The sequence below is a fragment of the Legionella sp. PATHC035 genome (genome assembly GCF_026191115.1).
GTDB lineage: Bacteria > Pseudomonadota > Gammaproteobacteria > Legionellales > Legionellaceae > Legionella.
In genome coordinates this window covers 2,543,533-2,560,318 of record NZ_JAPHOT010000001.1, presented here as the reverse complement: position 1 = coordinate 2,560,318, position 16,786 = coordinate 2,543,533, and the positions used below count along the sequence as shown (strand labels likewise).

Genomic DNA, 16,786 nt, shown 5'->3' with positions numbered 1-16,786 from the left:
GATGCTATCAAGTTCTATCCTAGGGCCGGGTTTCAAAAAATCAACAGGTTTTGGTCAAGAGAGTCTCGTTGAAACTCGTCCTAACCAAATTGATATTCCAATGCGGCCAGAGTTTGATAGCTCTGAAACACGCCACTAGCATTATAATATTTTTCTTCAATTCGGATGGTTGCATTTTTATAGGTTATGGCGATCCCCCCCCCTACGCGAAAACCACTTTTATCCATGTTCAATTGGGGGAGCGAACCATTAATGACGCTTGCAGGATTTATTAATGAGCGACTATTGGAAAATTGTGCTACTTGAATTAATCCACCACTCAGAAAAGGCATCACCGTAGGCTTAATATAATAACCTAATTCAATATTTTCCAAAATTAAAGTTGCTTTATTCGTCAAAGGTTCAATCACTTGAAAGGTATCAGTCGCCGGGAAAAAATAATTATATCGTCCAGTATCAATTTGGCTGTACAACACTCCGGCATTGGCTCTCAACAGAAATTTTTTCCAGATTTTTCTATAAATTCCATTAAAGCTAATAAACCAGTTGTTGTTATTATTCGTTGCTTGAGCGATTAATGGCACAGGCTCTGTGGCTATCTCCGTTGAGGTAATAAACTTATTAAAACCATATCCCCCACCCAAATCAGCATAAATTTCGGGAGTAAAAATTTTAAACAAATGGCCAAAAATTGTATGATTATGTATGGTCTGTTCTGAGGTAGTTACCGAGCCGGGAGTGAGTAAAAATTGAGAAGAAAGTTCTGTATCAATTCCAAAATAATAAACACCCACCATCATAGTCTGACCTAGAGAAACATGATCTGCTCCTGCTGAATAAAGATTTGAATGTCCATTATATCGGTTAAAATTGGTCCCTGAAGTCGAATCGAAATTAAAATCGGTATACCCATACAGAAATTCTGGCGTTATTTTTCTAAGAAATTCTGAATTATTTAATTGATTGCTTGTACCATCCTTTGACAGCGTATTTGCATTGAGACCAAATCCGCTAAATACCAAAAAAACAGATAAAACTAATGACTGAATTTTCATCACATCCAAATTCCTTTTTAGAGAAGGTATAAACTTTTAGACCCTAAGTAATCTTTCACGACCCCTGTCATCCTGAGTTCTACGATTAATGATCTCCGAATTTCAGCATCATATCATAATGCTGATACTACATAACTAGAGAACACGCACTAAGTTCGGGTTGACATAGTCCAGTGTAGGTTTCGTGTATAATCATATGCTTAAACATAAAATTGCACAAGAACTGAGGCATACAGAGATAAAGGACACGATGTTACCCTGGTACTTTTTTACTTACGCTTAAATCCCAAAGCGCGTAAACGAGCATCAATTGAGGGATGTGTTGCAAAAGCACTGCTTAAAGATTTAACCGGTTGCATATCAGAAGGATCAAAAAGATAGGATGCCTGCCTGACCTGTTCGTGAGGGGTATTACCGTATTCTTGGGTATACTCTTCCACATGTTGCGCATGATCATCACTAATTTTGAGGAGCGCCCGCGCTAAAGGCTCATTGTCACGCATTAATTCCACGCAACCCGCATCCGCCATGTATTCACGTGTTCGACTTAAGAATAAAGTTAACAGGACAGTAATTAAAGGTAAAACATAACGAAGGACTACTATAACCAGTAACAGGCGGTTATCTTCACGTCTGTCGTTGCGCCTAAATAATGCCGAATAAAACAAAATATCGACTACAATCAAAAGAATATTACTTAAAACCGCCACCATCAAAGTTAATTTAATATCATAATGACGAATGTGGCTTAATTCATGAGCCATCACCGCTTGCAATTCTGCCCTGTCTAATTTTCCTATTAAACCTCGAGTAATTGCTACCATTGCCGATTTTTCACTGTAGCCACTTGCAAAAGCATTCATATAATCTGCTTCGATAATAAAAACCTTGGGCATGTACTGCAAGCCGGCAGCAACTTTCATTTCCTCGACCACATTATATAACTGTTGCTCGAGTAAATTCTGGGCTGTTTTGGGGGTTATTTCACGATATTCCGTACCTAATAGCATGATGCGATCGTAAAATGCGTACGTTATCATTAATGACACCACCGCAAAACCCACCATAAGAATGGTCGCATAAGGAATCACTTTTAGCTGAATCAATGCGAAGAAACATTGCTCAAGAGTAACTTGCGGGTAAGTTGTATGCAAAATAAATAAATCGGCAATCAAGCCTACAGCAAAATAAATCGCAATGAACATAGCAATCACTGATCGTGTCTTGCGTTTATTTAACCGTATTTGCTCGCGCCAATTACCTACGCCGCCATGATACTCTTCAAGCCCCATATCCTATACTCAAAATTTTACGGTATAGTTTTCTTTTGCCTGGATCTGCTCTTCAGGAAGTCCCCAATAAACAAAATCTTTATCTAAAGAGGATGCAAAAAAAGAGACCACCATCGATTCAAAGAACGATTTCTTTTTGGCATTATAACGCTCTATACCATCGTTATAAGCTTGCTTAGAATAAGCTAACTTATTTTCAGTATTGACAATTTCTTCCTGCAATTGCATGACATTCTGACTTGCTTTTAAATCAGGGTATTGTTCGAATACTACATTAAGTCCAGAAGCAATCTGGGAAATTTGATTCTCTGCAGCAATACGCCCTTGTTCATCCCCAGCAGCTTTGGCTACTTGAGCCTGGTTACGCAAAGCAACCACGTCTTTTAGTGTAGTTTGTTCGTAATCCATGTATTTTTTTACGGCTTCGATCAAAGATTCAAATACCTTAAAACGACGATCTAACTGGATATCGATTTGTTTTTTGTCGTTATTAATCGCTTCGATTAAGTGAATTAAGGTATTGTAGACACCAATAGCCCATATGAATAAAAGTACTACAATAATGATAAGAACAATAAAAAAAGTACCCATTTTTCTTCCTATGCAAAATTTCCTACAATTTAGTTATAGATCGAAAATTTAAAAAAGAACAGTACGCGCTTTTTAAATAATGCGAGGTTGAACAAAAGCGTATGCTTTTTGAGCATCGAAGCGGGATGGACAAATATCAATCCTTCCGAATATTCGGATCCGTGCTGTAGCACGGTGTTCACCGGAATAGGAGAGCCCTCGCGGCACTTGGGATGATGTGCCTATTGGCAAAGGAGACGTTTTTGCCCCAAACATAAGAGTAGAACTAATGAGCAAAAGTAGGATTGGATGGTGTATCCATTTTTCATCGTATTATTTGTGCTGGATAGCCTGTTTCTATTTTGCAGCACAAAACAATGTATATCTTGGGCCAATTATTGGCATTTTAATAATTGCCGTGCAAATCGGATGGCAATTAATTAATCGATTGCCTTATTTAAATGCCCTTTTTTTTGCATTTCTTATTGCATTTATTGGTTCGCTTACAGACACAATTTGGCTTCATCAAAACTACATTTATTTTAAAGCAAATCCTTTCAGTTCTTATTTTACAGCCCCATGGATGATTTGTATTTGGTTAAGTTTCGGATTAAATCTGATTATTCTTAATGAAAAATTCACACGCTACTATTTCATTTGGTTTCTACTGATTCTTTTTTTGATGCCTTTTGCTTATAAAATTGGGGAATCATGCAATATTGTAGTCATTGAAAAAAGCTATCCCTTTTATCTTTCTGTGGGTATTACCTGGGCATTACTCCTGCCAATCAGCTTTTATGCATATAATTATTTAAAAAAAACGAATCGCATTGATGCATAATCCGGTTGCGGGTCATCCCGAACGCAGCAAGAGGTCTCCACAATACAGCACCGTGTTACTCTGGGAAACCACTCGCTTACTTTGAGATGAGACAGGGGTAGTAAAAATCAGCGTGTAGCTAAAATAGGCTTCAAAAATTGCCCTGTATAGGAATGCTCGCATTCGGCAACCTGTTCAGGCGTCCCCGTTGCCACGATACGCCCACCTTTACTACCCCCTTCTGGCCCCAAATCAATAATCCAATCGGCCGTTTTAATCACATCCAAATTATGTTCGATAATCACGATGGTATTGCCTTGTTCTCGCAAACGAAACAATACGGATAACAACTGTTTGGTATCATGAAAATGTAATCCGGTTGTTGGTTCATCGAGTATATATAATGTGCTTCCTGTATCGCGCTTTGACAGCTCACGCGACAATTTGATTCGCTGTGCCTCCCCACCAGAAAGTGTAGTCGCACTTTGCCCTAATTTGATATAAGATAAGCCCACATCCATCAGGGTCTGACATTTTCTGGCTAATACCGGAATCGCTGCAAAAAAATGGCTGGCATCTTCAACCGTCATTTCTAAAACTTCATGAATGTTTTTGCCTTTGTATTGAATATCAAGCGTTTCCCGATTGTAACGTTTGCCTTTGCATACATCACATGACACATAAATATCAGGCAAAAAGTGCATCTCGACTTTAATCAGTCCATCACCCTGACACGCTTCACAGCGCCCCCCACGGACATTAAAGCTAAACCGTCCAGGCTGATAACCCCGTGCCCGAGACTCAGGAGTTGCGGCAAATAATTCGCGAATATGAGTAAATATTCCAGTATACGTAGCCGGATTAGAACGCGGAGTCCTCCCAATCGGACTCTGATCGATATCAATCACCTTATCGCATAGATTTAAACCCGTGATCTCTTTAACGGAACCAGGAGTATATAAACTTGCCCTATTTAATAAATTTGCGGCACTCGGATATAAAGTATCATTGATTAAACTGGATTTCCCGGAACCAGAAACCCCCGTAATACAAGTAAGTAAGCCCAAAGGAATACTGACATCGACATCGTATAAATTATTACAAACCACCCCTTTTAAATGAATCATTTTTTCGGGATTAATTGGCCGGCGGTTGTCAGGAATTGCGATGGATTGTTTCCCAGATAAATATTGACCCGTCAATGAAGCTGGAGATTGCATGATTTCTTGAGGTGTCCCACGAGCCACAATTTCCCCACCATGGACCCCAGCGCCAGGACCTATATCGAGAACAAAATCAGCACTGCGAATCGCGTCTTCATCATGTTCCACTACAATCACTGTATTTCCCAGATTCCTTAAGTGCATTAATGTTTTTAATAAGCGATCGTTATCTCTTTGATGCAAACCAATGGAGGGCTCATCCAAAATGTACATCACCCCCACTAATCCCGAGCCAATTTGACTGGCTAAACGAATACGTTGGGCTTCCCCGCCGGACAATGTTTCAGCACTACGTGTTAAGGAGAGATAATCCAGGCCTACATTGACCAAAAACCCTAATCGCTCAACAATTTCTTTGTTAATCTTTGCTGCAATCTCACCTTTATAGCCGGTCATATGCAAATTTTTAAAAAATAGATAGGCTTTTTCGATCGAATAAGCGGTAACTTCAGGTAAATTTTTGTTATCAATAAACACATTGCGGGCGGATTCACGCAATCGTGTTCCTTGGCAACTCTGACATGGACGCGATGATAAATATTTAGCAAGTTCTTCACGTATCATTCCCGAATCGGACTCCCGATAACGTCGTTGCATGTTTGGAATGATGCCTTCAAAAGCATGTCGCTTCACCATATACCCACCATTGGGCCTGTGATAATGGAAATCGATAACCTCATTTCCCCCATATAAGACAATTTGGCGCACTTCTTCAGGCAAATCACAAAATGCGGTATGAATATCAAAACCATAATGTTGTGCAAGCGATTCGAGCATTGAAAAATAATAAGTCGTTTTTTTATCCCAACCACGAATAGCACCTTCGGCCAAACTGGCTGTTTGATCATGAACAACACGATCTGGATCAAAAAACTGATCAACACCCAACCCATCACAAGAGGGACAGGCACCAACTGGGTTATTAAATGAAAAAAGTCTGGGCTCTAATTCACTTAGGCTGTATCCACATTCTGGGCAAGCAAATTTGGAAGAAAAAACCAAATCATCAAATTGATTTTCCATAGAAGCAACAATTGCAAGGCCCTCTGCCAAATTTAAAGCATTTTCAAAGGACTCGCTTAAGCGCTGCGCAATGTCAGGCCTGACTTTAAAACGATCGACCACGACTTCAATCGTATGCTTAGTACGTAAACCCAGCTTAGGAGGAGAATCCAACTCATAGAGTTCTCCATCAATTCGAGCGCGTACATAGCCTTGCGCTTGTAACTGCTGTAAAAGCTGGACCTGCTCTCCCTTACGTTCACGCACAACCGGAGCCAAAATCATCACTTTGCTGTCCGTAGGTAAGGCAAGTACTTGATCTACCATTTGACTGATCGTTTGCGCATGCAAACTGACGTGATGCGTAGGGCACCGAGGCTCGCCCACTCGTGCGTAGAGTAACCGTAAATAATCATATATTTCAGTAATAGTCCCGACAGTCGAGCGAGGATTGTGCGAGGTTGCTTTTTGCTCAATGGAAATTGCCGGTGATAAACCCTCGATTGAATCCACATCAGGCTTTTCCATCATCGATAAAAATTGTCGTGCATAAGCGGAGAGCGATTCGACATAGCGACGCTGCCCCTCCGCATACAATGTATCAAAGGCTAACGAGGATTTCCCTGAACCGGATAACCCCGTAATGACAATGAGTTGATCGCGGGGTAAATCCAGGTCAAGATTTTTAAGGTTGTGGGTTCGTGCACCACGTATGGTGATAGTATGCATAAAATTCGATAATTTTGGTTAAGACAGATTAGTTATGGTTTAATTATTTGCGGCTTCAAAAAAATTTAATTATACGTCAAAAAAATAGATCGTATAGATCAAATAAGCATTTTTACTTTGGAAACAGATCAAAAATAATTTTTTATTTTAGCATGTTTTTGCAGAGAAAAAATGAAATTGTTCGATTCCTGTTTCTATTAGACAGGTTGTACTACAATAAAAAGACTTAACCTCTTCATTTTAAAAACTTAAAAGGATTTTAAATATGAATACGCTCTTGCAAAGGATATTGCTATGGCTCGTTCTTTTCATATCTCCATATGCTCTTTATGCTCAAAATGAATATACACAAAATGATGCAGCAGTATGTCAATGGGTGAAAAAAATTCTATTGAATACTTTATCCGTAGATTACAATTATGACTCTAGTAATGATGCAGAATTACATAAAAATTATACGGGGAATGCCTGGAATGCCTTAACCGACTTCCTGGGCAATTATCTTGAGGTGATCAAAAGCCAACAGCTCACACTTCATCCAGTATTTGTTACAGAGCCCTATATTGCTGAAAAAGGTATCGCTTTAAATATTCATTATTGGCGGGTTAATGAAGTGGTCTCAATTCCTGAATTAAATCTCACGATTGCTTTTTCCCTCATAGTTATTGAGGCAAATCCACTGCCCCAGGGACGTTTGCTCATTCAAAGTATGGATATGGTAAAAAAGGAAAGCCAATGAACATGTTGACTCGTTTTAAATTCTTTCTTTGGAAGTTTAGTCATTTTCAAGTACCCCTGATCGGCTACTTAAAACCCCGGCTCATAAAACTTACCGATACTGAAATCATTGTTTGCCTCCCTTTGAATCGGCGCAGTCGTAATCATTTAAATTCCATGTATTTCGGCGCACTCAGTGTTGGTGCTGATTTAGCGGGAGGGTTACATAGTTTTTATCATGCAAGCCAAAAAAAATTAAATGCTTCTATTGTTTTTAAATCATTTCAGGCCCAATTCCTACGTCGTCCTGAGTCGGATGTTTATTTCGTTTGTAGTGAAGGGGCAAAAGTCGAAGCTATGTTAGACGAGTCCCAAAAAACTGGGGAACGAATAACTCAACCCATCCAAATCAAAGCCTATACAGATTACCCTGGTTTCACCGAGCTGGCGGCAGAGTTTACTTTGGAATTATCCGTAAAAATACGTTCCAAATCCCTTGAGCCTAAATAATAGAGACTGAAGTTATTGTTGTTTTATCGAGAATTACAGTCGAAAATATTGCCAAATTGAGGTATTATTAGTACCGACTTAGTAATGCCCAATAAAATAATTAATGATTAGGCTACTGTAAATGATATTTGAAGAATATGTAAAATTATTAGAGTCATTTAAGAAAAACCAGATATCTAAAATACTGGAGCAAATTGACACTAAAATTTTTGACATTCTATACAGCAAACATGTGAGTCCTCTAATAGTTCCTTATTTTCCTCGCTACGGGCTTTGTTTCATGTCGGATGAAACCGAATTAAAAGAGAAACACATCTACATAAGGGAAAAAAATGGTAAAATTGCCTATTCAGTAATCACTCCCGGCGAAGAGCGGGTTAAAGATGTTGTTTTAACAGAGCTCGACGCACCAGTCCCTTTTAAATACAACATTGGCTTAATGACCAGCGGCTTAGTCCCTGAAAAAGGTTCTTTTTACGCCCGGATAATTGATGCCGGCCTGGAATATACCGTTATTGACCCACAAGGAAAATTGATCACATCGGTAATAAAAAAGGAAGAATTACAGATTAACTTACGCTCAGGTTTTGCACCCAAGGACCTTGAGCCTTATATGCCCGAAATTCTTAAAATTACATCAAGCAGAAATCACACCCTTCCTTTTACACTCGATGCATTTAGAGCTCGTGTATTATCAGCGGCCTCAAGGAATGGTCATCTCGAGTGGGCTCCTTTTAGCAACTATGATCTCGATCCTGATAATATTTCTCAAATTAAAAAACTTATCAATGCACTCTATCACGCGCGTCTTACTTTTTTAGATTTGGAAAATATTGATGTCAGAGATCTTAAGCGCAGCTATACTGATCTGAGTTTACTCTACAGTAAAACAATTAATTCAGCTTATGAAGCAAGCTATCTAGCGACTCATTTAGACGTTGATCTGAGAGACATGTTTAATGAGGAGTTAGCGCTTATTTTGCCTGTATTCAGTCAAATTCAAGCGTTTGCAGAGAACCATGCTAAAGAACAAAAGGCGTTTGTCAAAGCACTCAACCCTATGCCATTAGCATCGCAAATAGGGGAAGTAGCTGGAATCACCGTCGATCAACTGCGGCCCATTAGTAGTAATGTAGACTATAATTTTCTGACTCAGTTCAGTGCCGTGTTACCGAGTTATATTGATAAATTAACTCATTACATAGAACAATATTCTTCACAAATAAAAAAATCAGAACCTAAACTGAACCAGGAAAAGCTGGCTGAGCTGCAAAAAGCGGCACTAAGCCTTTTGAATGATATCGAAAATTTAAAAGGAAACCGCTTTTTTATTTCATTTAAATTCTTAAATTATATCCACATAATCAGTAATCTAATTACTTTATCGATGAGCACTTTAGAACAAATTGGAGAGCTCAGTGAATCATCTCAAGATCTAGTTCGCGATAAATTAGCGCAGCTAAAGTACAGCTTGTTACCCACTTTATTTGGTTTTGTTGATAAAATTGAAGACAACGCCATGCTAAAACCTGGCACTTTGTCTGTTCCTTTAATGGAAAAAATCAAAGTTTTATACGAAAAAATACTTTACCTGCCCCAAAAGGCAATTGATTTTAAAGAGAAAGGAGCAGATTTACTGGAAATAGAAGATCCGCGCTTTATCGAATTAAGATTAGAAATGACGTATAAAAGGATCGATAAAGACAATAAATCATTATATAAAATTAAAAAAGCAAATACCGCATGTAAAGAATTTTTTGAGCTGTTACAAGATCCTCGCTATAGCAATCTTCGTTTGTATCAACTCCCCCCAGAGGTTAAAGAAGAGCTCATAAAACACTATAAGCTTATTAAGCCTTATATGGCCCAACTCGACATCGATTTAAATGAACTCATAATCTCGAGATTAACAGGCCCTGAAAAAGAAGGTTGGTACTCTTTTATGGGCTCGAGCATACGCAAATTAAAAAGACAGCTTCCTTCAGACCATATCAGTTTTGTTCTGGAAAAAGAAAAGGCGTTAAAGAATTTAATTACTAAAGATGAAAACAGTAAGGTCTTTCATATTAAATTAAATAAAAACCTTATTGATTCGGTGCACAAAAAAGCCAATTTAGTTTTATTTCCTTATGGTGAAAAAGCGAATGTGTATACGGTCGATGAATCAATACCGTTACAAGTTGAGTCAGAGCAAGATAAAACATCAAAGATTGGTAAAAGAGGATTTATACAGATCCAATCTGCTTATTTGCGTTTTGTCCATCTAGTAAAAGAACAAATCGCCGCAAAACCAACGCTCTATGAAAAAAATTTGGATCTAAGCAAACTCGATGAAGCTGTAAAAGCAGAGTGTCAGCAATTATTTAAAGTGTTTCAACCGTACTTGGGCTCTATGACCTCCACTGAGTTTAAAGACTCAGCAAAAAATCTTGAACTCTATTTAGCCGATTTGTTTGCACAGAATCCGATTACCGATATCCCCCTAAAGAGTTCTTTTCTCAGTCTGGATAAAAATATCCAAAGCTTTTTTGATTACATCAATTTTGAGTGGTTCAATAAAGATGAGTTCCAGAAAATTCGTACCGCCTACACACAATTTTCTCAAATAGTAAAAAAACAGATCGAAGAAAAACCCCAGCTCTACGGTAATAACTTGCTGTTAACCAGTTTTGATGCCGAGACAAAAAGTAAGTGTCTCGAGTTATTTCAAGTCTTCCAGCCCTATTTTAAACTGGGTATACCCTCAGAGCTTAAAGAGGCTGCTCAAAATTTTGAAAAATATTTGGCTGCATTTCTTGCCAATAAGCCAGTCGAAATATTAGAAGCCCCCCCTGTATCCCTGTTTTTACAATTGGATAAACACACCCAGGACTCCTTGGCCAAATGGCAGGATAAAAGCCAAACTTATTATGATTTTGCTAAAGCTCGATTTCTTGATGAAAAAGAATCGGAGGCCCTGAAGAGTAAACGAGCAAAAGATGCAAAACTGCATTTTAAACAAGTAGAAGACGATAAATTGCTGCAAAATCTTGATCAATTAAATTCGGATCAAGCTCTTGAAATCTACCAATGGTATCAAAATAAGCATAATAAATTCCTAGTTGTGGCCAATGCGTATTCTCAATTTCTCGAGTTGCTTCATAAAGCAATAAAAGAGAACCCTAAAATTCGAAAAAATATATCGTTGTTAAGTTCTCTTGAGCCAGGAGTAAAAGCTCAACTCCGCAATTTATATAGTATTTTTCAACCTTACTTAATTTGTGCCCTCCCCCCCGAACAGAGAGAAGATGCGTTAAATTTTGATAAATATTTGGTTGCCAGTTTATCAAACAGAACGATATTTCGCAGGGATGCTCCACCTGTTCTAATGTTCTTGGGATTAAAAGACCATTTCAGGGAAACCTTTATTCGTGTCACTAAAGAATGGAAACGAAGAAAGGAACGTTTTTATAACTTAGCTGAAGAGAAATTTACTCTCGAAAATGATGCAGTAGAACTCAAACCCGATCCCAAAACAGGTAGAGAACACTTTGTTATCCAACATACTAATTACTCGAAATGCATTCATGCATTCAGACAATCTTTATTTGAGGTAACGAAACTATTTAACCATCCAATGCAGGCGGCATTAACTCTCTATGTACCCCCAAAAAACATGGATCTTTCACCCACAGCAATATTGAATGATGCCGTGCAGACTGTGTTCCCTCAGTCGGCAGTACCATTCCCTGAAATGGAGGATAATAACAAGAGATTGAGTCAAAGCAGACAAGTCTGTGCATTAAAAGACATTTTTAACAGTTTGTTTCATTTGGAAGGAATTGTTCATGAGTTAGAAAATTTAAATAATCAAAGTTTTAAAACTCAATACGTACGCTATTTATTACAGGCCTACGGGCATCTCAATGAAATCATTAAGTCAGCACAGCGTTTGGCTGAAGATCCGCACTTAGGATTCATAGCTCGTGATTTACTGAATAAGGCTCAGGATCTTTATGCTACATTCCAGGAGCATTCGGATGCATACCAAGTAGCACCGGAACAAGTCTCTTACGGACCTGATAAAGTCCAATACAACGCACTTTGGTATATTCTCAATGCCTTTTATATCAGCCCTAAACACATTCGCGCCTTAAATAATACCAATTATCTGACTACTGAAGAACTTGCTGAGTTACATTTTCGTGCGAAAAAATCAACTTTAATTATAGAAAGTTTGATTAATGATTCTAATTCCTATGTTAAATTGTTCCTACAATCAGCCAATATGATTTTTCTTTACCAGGAACTCACAGCAAAGCTTAATGAATTTACCAGCACTTCTCATGACGCCATAATGGATAACATGGAGAAGATCCGCTCAAGCATATTTACGCCCATGCTTCTAGAGGCAGATCACTGGGAAAACCGATTAGGACTCTCCCCAGGAATTTTATCCGGTCCCTTAAGGCAAATCACTAATGAATTTTTTAAAGGCTTACTGCATCCACTGCCACTGAGTAGTTTGGATTCCAAAACGCGTATCGGATTAATATATGATAAAGAGCCCCTAGAGAAAAGAATTAGTCTGGCTACAAAACAGATCAAGAGAAACCAAAAATATCTCAAGAAAATAGATAAAGACTACAAAGATATTGAAAATCTATACTACTGGTATCTTCAAGTTACTACCCCACTTGAGCTTTTTGATATTGCCCCTCACAAGCCCCAACTTGAGTCAACTCAAGCAAAAATTGAGTTATGTGCTGCTTATAAAAAAGCACTACCCAAACTAGCGCAACTGAAACGGAATAAAAAGGTCGAAATCGCTCCTAGCCCATACCCTGAACATCATACGCTAGATGGGCTATGTAATTCTGGACTTAAAGCGTATGATCCTCATTTTACTGAAATCGAAGCGTTAATCGTTGCTAGCCATCACTATTACCTGGGTTTAAAAGCAACGCATCAAATGCGGCTAGCTACATCAGAAGAGCATTTAGTTTATCTCAAGAGTTTAGAGCCAATCGAAGAGCAAGAAAAACTGGCTTTCATTGAAGAGTATACTACTGAATCATTCGACAAAAATCTGGAAGCAAAGTGTAATCCCATAGACTTACAATTTACTGATGAAGAATACATTGCTGAACTTAAAGCCTATTTAATGACACTCAAAGATGAAATAATCGCAAAAGCAAAAGTTTCTAAGAATATTGACCGAAGTATCGAAAAGCTGTTGGAAATAGAAATCAGTAAATTCGAGAAAAAATTCTACGCTGAATATTATCATCTTGATACGGTACAAGTGGCTTTGGCTCAATTTAAAACTTATTTCAAAGATTTAAAAGCGGCAACCCGCAATAGAACTTCAATATTTGAAAACAAAGAAACTTTATTTAAAAAATCAAAGTGCATTCGCCTTTTAGATGAAATTGCCCGGAATAAAACGTTAAAGGTACCAGAACGCATACAAAAAATAAGAGAACAGGTTGAAAATCCCAATTTTTCAAGAATAATGCTCGAGCATAAGCAAGTGGATACGTTTAGTTGGACTTACTTAAAAATGTGTTTTTTATCCCTGCTTGAAGCGTTGAATTTATATACACCAACTCGACAAAAACTCCTGGATAATATCCATGATGCTCTGCACAATCCACCTGAAACCAATGCGTTAACTCAACGACTTGGCCTATTTGCTGCAAAAACGGCTCAAGATGCCGATGCAAAAAGATATGAAGCGCCAGCAATGCCTGTCGCCACTCCCTCTGCTTGATTTGATTTAACCCAACGATTCTTCATCTTCTAAATGCTCTGCTGCAGCTATTTCTGTATGATCTGCCGCTAATAACACATACATTGAAGGCACCACAAAAAGCGTAAACAAGGTTCCTATCGAAATTCCCGTGGCGATGACTAGACCAATATTGTAACGGCTCTCAGCACCGGCCCCTGTAGCAAAAATCAATGGGATAACACCTAAAACCATTGCCGCGGTAGTCATCAAAATAGGGCGCAATCGAATTGCCGCTGCAGCTCTTATGGCATCTAATTTTTTTTGCCCACTTGCCTGCAAGTCATTGGCAAATTGTACAATTAAAATACCATGCTTGCTGATAAGCCCAATCAGGGTAACCAGTCCCACCTCACTGTAAATATTCAGTGTAGCATCACCGATCCCTAAACTGATAAAAATCATGGCTCCACAAATCGACATAGGCACACTAATCAAAACAATAAGAGGATCACGAAAACTTTCAAATAAGGCTGACAACGATAAAAAGATAATGATTAGAGCAAAGAAAAAAGTAACAATCAGACTGGAGCCTTCCTGAATGTATTGACGTGATTGAGCCGCATAATCGATGTAATAACCTTGAGGGAGAACTTGGTTGGCAATATTGGCAAGGGTACCCAACGCTTTGCCCATAGAGACACCCGGAAAGGCAACCGCAGAAATTGTGGCAGAATTAAGCTGTTGAAAATGGTTTAATGATTCAGGAACAACTTGTCTTTGCAAATTAGCAACCGTGGCAAGAGGTATTGAGGCTCCCGAAGAAGTTTTTATGTAATAATTCAATATTTGATCCGGGTTTAAACGTGTAGCCCGCATTACTTGCGGAATAACCTGATAGGAGCGGCCTGCTAAATCAAAATAATTGATGTAACCTTCACTTAAGGCGGATCCAAATACATCGCCAAGATCTTGCATGGTCAAACCAAACTGAGATATTTTATCCCGATCTAAATTGATTTTTGTCTGTATTTGGTCGATTTTGAGATCAGGATTAATATAAGCAAAAATACCGGCCTCATCCGCTTTCTCTAAAACACGCTGTAACACAATGTTTAATTTTTCAAACGTTTCTGTAGTTGTAATAACAAATTGAATGGGCAATCCACTTCCACCTCCAGGTAATGAAGGCAATTGAAACGCTGCTACCTTGGCTCCAGCAATTTTATTGAGCTCATTTTGCACCAGGGGCTCTAAATCATTGGAGGTTCGTGTGCGTTCATCCCAAGGCTTTAAAACCATACCAATGATGGATGTATTCAATCCTTGGTAACCATCAACTTGGAAAATATGGTCCGTTTCTGGAAATTTTCTAAAAATGTCATTCACTGCATTGGCAGAAAGTTGTGTTTGAGCAAGAGATGCGTTTGCTGATGCAGTCACCTGAGCAATCACAATACCCATATCTTCTTGGGGGGCCAGCTCAGTCTCTGAAGTAATAAAAAGAAAATAATTACTGAAGAGAATGATGATTGCAAAAACAATAACTACTGACAAGTGATTTAATGTAGCAGATAAAATTCGTTGATAAAAATGCTCAAGCTTTGCAAAGGAATCATCGACATACGTCATAAAACGCCCTTTAGCCGCTCCATCTCCCATTTTAAGCAATTTGGAACACATCATTGGCGATAAAGTTAATGCAATTATAGCCGAAACAGTAACCGCACCCGCGAGTGTAAAAGCAAACTCGGTAAATAAGGCACCGGTTAAGCCACCCATAAAACCAATGGGTAAATAAACAGCAATTAAAACTACCGTAATCGCAATAATAGGATTCGCTAACTCACGCGCGCCTAGTAGAGCGGCTTTAAACCGTGTTTGCCCTTCCTCTATATGGCGTTGGACGTTTTCAACAACAATAATTGCATCATCAACTACCAATCCTATAGCCAGAACTAAGGCCAGCAAAGTAAGTAAGTTAATTGAATACCCCAAAATGAGCATCATCCAAAATGCTCCGATCAAAGATAAGGGAATAGCAACTATAGGAATAGCCACCGAGCGAATTGAGCCAAGAAAAATAAAAATGACCGCAGTTACAATTAAAAAAGCCTCCAATAAGGAAAAGATTACTTCATTTATCGAAGAATTAACAAATAAACTGGCATCATATACTATTTTTCCCTGTAGACCTTGGGGGAATTGCTCCTGGATACTGGGAAATATTTTTTTAATCTCATTGATTACGGTCAAAAGATTCGCTGAAGGTGCTACAACAATCCCAATATATACTGCTGTTCGTCCATCAAAACTCACTGCAGAATTATAATTTTCTGCCCCTAGGCTGACATTAGCCACGTCTTCCAAACGAATAATCGCCCCATTTTGAGCTTTAATAACCATTTTCTTGAATTGGTTTACATCCGATAGATTAGTACCTGCTGTAAGATTTTGGATGAACATTTGCCCATCAGTACGGCCCACTGCAGAAATAAAGTTATTATTTGCCAGAGCAGTTCCAACTTCTGCTGCGGAAATTCCATATCCTGCAAGTTTAACGGGATCCAACCACGCGCGCAGGGCGAACGTTTGATTCCCCAGAATTTGGGCATTTTGAACCCCGTTAACTGCCTGTAATTTAGGCTGTACTACCCGAATGAGATAGTCGGTAATTTTATTAATCGGTAATTCATCGCTATAAAAGCCAATATACATAGAATCAATGGTTTGCCCTACTGAAACGGTGATCACGGGTGTTTGTGCGTTTTTGGGAAGTTGATTCAGTACCGCATTCACTTTAGTTGTAATGTCGGACAACGCTTTTAGAGGATCATAATTGAGAAGAAGGTTCACTGTAATCGTACTAGTACTCGGAGAGCTGATGGAAGTCATGTAATCAATTCCATTTGCTTGAGCAATGGAGTTCTCCAGTGGAGTAGTAATAAAACCAGCAATAATATCTGGGTCTGCACCGGTATAAGTGGTAGTTACAGTAACAATAGCATTTTCAGTAAATGGATATTGCATTACCGGTAAAGAACCAATAGAACGTAAGCCCATTGCTAAAAGCATCAAGCTAATCACCGTAGCCAGTACAGGTCTTCTAATAAAAATATCGGTAAACCGCATTCTCTAATCCTTAGATTATTCTTTAT

At 38.5% G+C, this 16,786-nt stretch carries 9 protein-coding genes; 4 read left to right on the top strand and 5 right to left on the bottom strand.

Annotation, left to right across the window (positions count from 1 at the left end; genetic code table 11):
- Positions 1–80 precede the first annotated feature (80 nt).
- From OQJ13_RS11320 to OQJ13_RS11310, 3 genes are all read right to left on the bottom strand, one after another.
- The gene (locus OQJ13_RS11320; RefSeq protein ID WP_265711935.1) at positions 81–1,055 is read right to left on the bottom strand and encodes an autotransporter outer membrane beta-barrel domain-containing protein; all 975 of its coding nucleotides are present in this window, start codon (positions 1,053–1,055) and stop codon (positions 81–83) included.
- Between the two features lie 269 nt (positions 1,056–1,324).
- On the bottom strand, positions 1,325–2,347 hold the full coding sequence (gene htpX, locus OQJ13_RS11315) for a zinc metalloprotease HtpX (protein ID WP_265710919.1): 1,023 nt from the start codon (positions 2,345–2,347) through the stop codon (positions 1,325–1,327).
- Positions 2,348–2,356: 9 nt separating this feature from the next.
- Positions 2,357–2,938, bottom strand: coding sequence for a LemA family protein (locus tag OQJ13_RS11310; RefSeq protein ID WP_265710918.1), 582 nt, complete (start codon positions 2,936–2,938; stop codon positions 2,357–2,359).
- Positions 2,939–3,206: 268 nt separating this feature from the next.
- On the opposite strand from OQJ13_RS11310, the gene OQJ13_RS11305 reads away from it, so the two are divergent.
- Positions 3,207–3,758: a DUF2878 family protein gene (locus tag OQJ13_RS11305; RefSeq protein WP_265710917.1), complete on the top strand. Its 552-nt coding sequence runs from the start codon at positions 3,207–3,209 to the stop codon at positions 3,756–3,758.
- Positions 3,759–3,865: 107 nt separating this feature from the next.
- Here OQJ13_RS11305 and uvrA read toward each other — a convergent pair whose 3' ends face one another.
- Positions 3,866–6,691 (bottom strand): excinuclease ABC subunit UvrA, encoded by a 2,826-nt coding sequence (uvrA, locus tag OQJ13_RS11300; protein WP_265710916.1) that lies wholly within the window; start codon positions 6,689–6,691, stop codon positions 3,866–3,868.
- Positions 6,692–6,956: 265 nt separating this feature from the next.
- Between uvrA and OQJ13_RS11295 the strand changes: the two genes are divergently transcribed.
- The 3 genes from OQJ13_RS11295 to OQJ13_RS11285 all read left to right on the top strand — a co-directional run bounded on the left by OQJ13_RS11295 (position 6,957) and on the right by OQJ13_RS11285 (position 13,670).
- Positions 6,957–7,430, top strand: a complete 474-nt coding sequence (locus OQJ13_RS11295; RefSeq protein WP_265710915.1) for a hypothetical protein — start codon at positions 6,957–6,959, stop codon at positions 7,428–7,430.
- Complete coding sequence (locus OQJ13_RS11290; RefSeq protein ID WP_265710914.1) at positions 7,427–7,918, top strand: PaaI family thioesterase; 492 nt, start codon at positions 7,427–7,429, stop codon at positions 7,916–7,918. The genes OQJ13_RS11295 and OQJ13_RS11290 overlap by 4 nt, the downstream gene beginning before the upstream one ends.
- A 121-nt stretch (positions 7,919–8,039) precedes the next feature.
- Positions 8,040–13,670, top strand: a complete 5,631-nt coding sequence (locus OQJ13_RS11285) for an SdhA (protein WP_265710913.1) — start codon at positions 8,040–8,042, stop codon at positions 13,668–13,670.
- A gap of 6 nt (positions 13,671–13,676) precedes the next feature.
- Here the strand turns inward: OQJ13_RS11285 and OQJ13_RS11280 are convergent, their stop codons facing one another.
- The gene (locus tag OQJ13_RS11280; protein ID WP_265710912.1) at positions 13,677–16,760 is read right to left on the bottom strand and encodes an efflux RND transporter permease subunit; all 3,084 of its coding nucleotides are present in this window, start codon (positions 16,758–16,760) and stop codon (positions 13,677–13,679) included.
- Positions 16,761–16,786: the final 26 nt, after the last annotated feature.

Coding starts and splice junctions, on each gene's coding strand:
- OQJ13_RS11290 (WP_265710914.1), top strand. CDS start 7,427: ATGAACATGTTGACTCGTTTTAAATTCTTTCTTTGGAAGTTTAGTCAT.
- OQJ13_RS11305 (WP_265710917.1), top strand. CDS start 3,207: ATGAGCAAAAGTAGGATTGGATGGTGTATCCATTTTTCATCGTATTAT.
- OQJ13_RS11310 (WP_265710918.1), bottom strand. CDS start 2,938: ATGGGTACTTTTTTTATTGTTCTTATCATTATTGTAGTACTTTTATTC.
- htpX (WP_265710919.1), bottom strand. CDS start 2,347: ATGGGGCTTGAAGAGTATCATGGCGGCGTAGGTAATTGGCGCGAGCAA.
- OQJ13_RS11320 (WP_265711935.1), bottom strand. CDS start 1,055: ATGAAAATTCAGTCATTAGTTTTATCTGTTTTTTTGGTATTTAGCGGA.
- OQJ13_RS11280 (WP_265710912.1), bottom strand. CDS start 16,760: ATGCGGTTTACCGATATTTTTATTAGAAGACCTGTACTGGCTACGGTG.
- OQJ13_RS11295 (WP_265710915.1), top strand. CDS start 6,957: ATGAATACGCTCTTGCAAAGGATATTGCTATGGCTCGTTCTTTTCATA.
- uvrA (WP_265710916.1), bottom strand. CDS start 6,691: ATGCATACTATCACCATACGTGGTGCACGAACCCACAACCTTAAAAAT.
- OQJ13_RS11285 (WP_265710913.1), top strand. CDS start 8,040: ATGATATTTGAAGAATATGTAAAATTATTAGAGTCATTTAAGAAAAAC.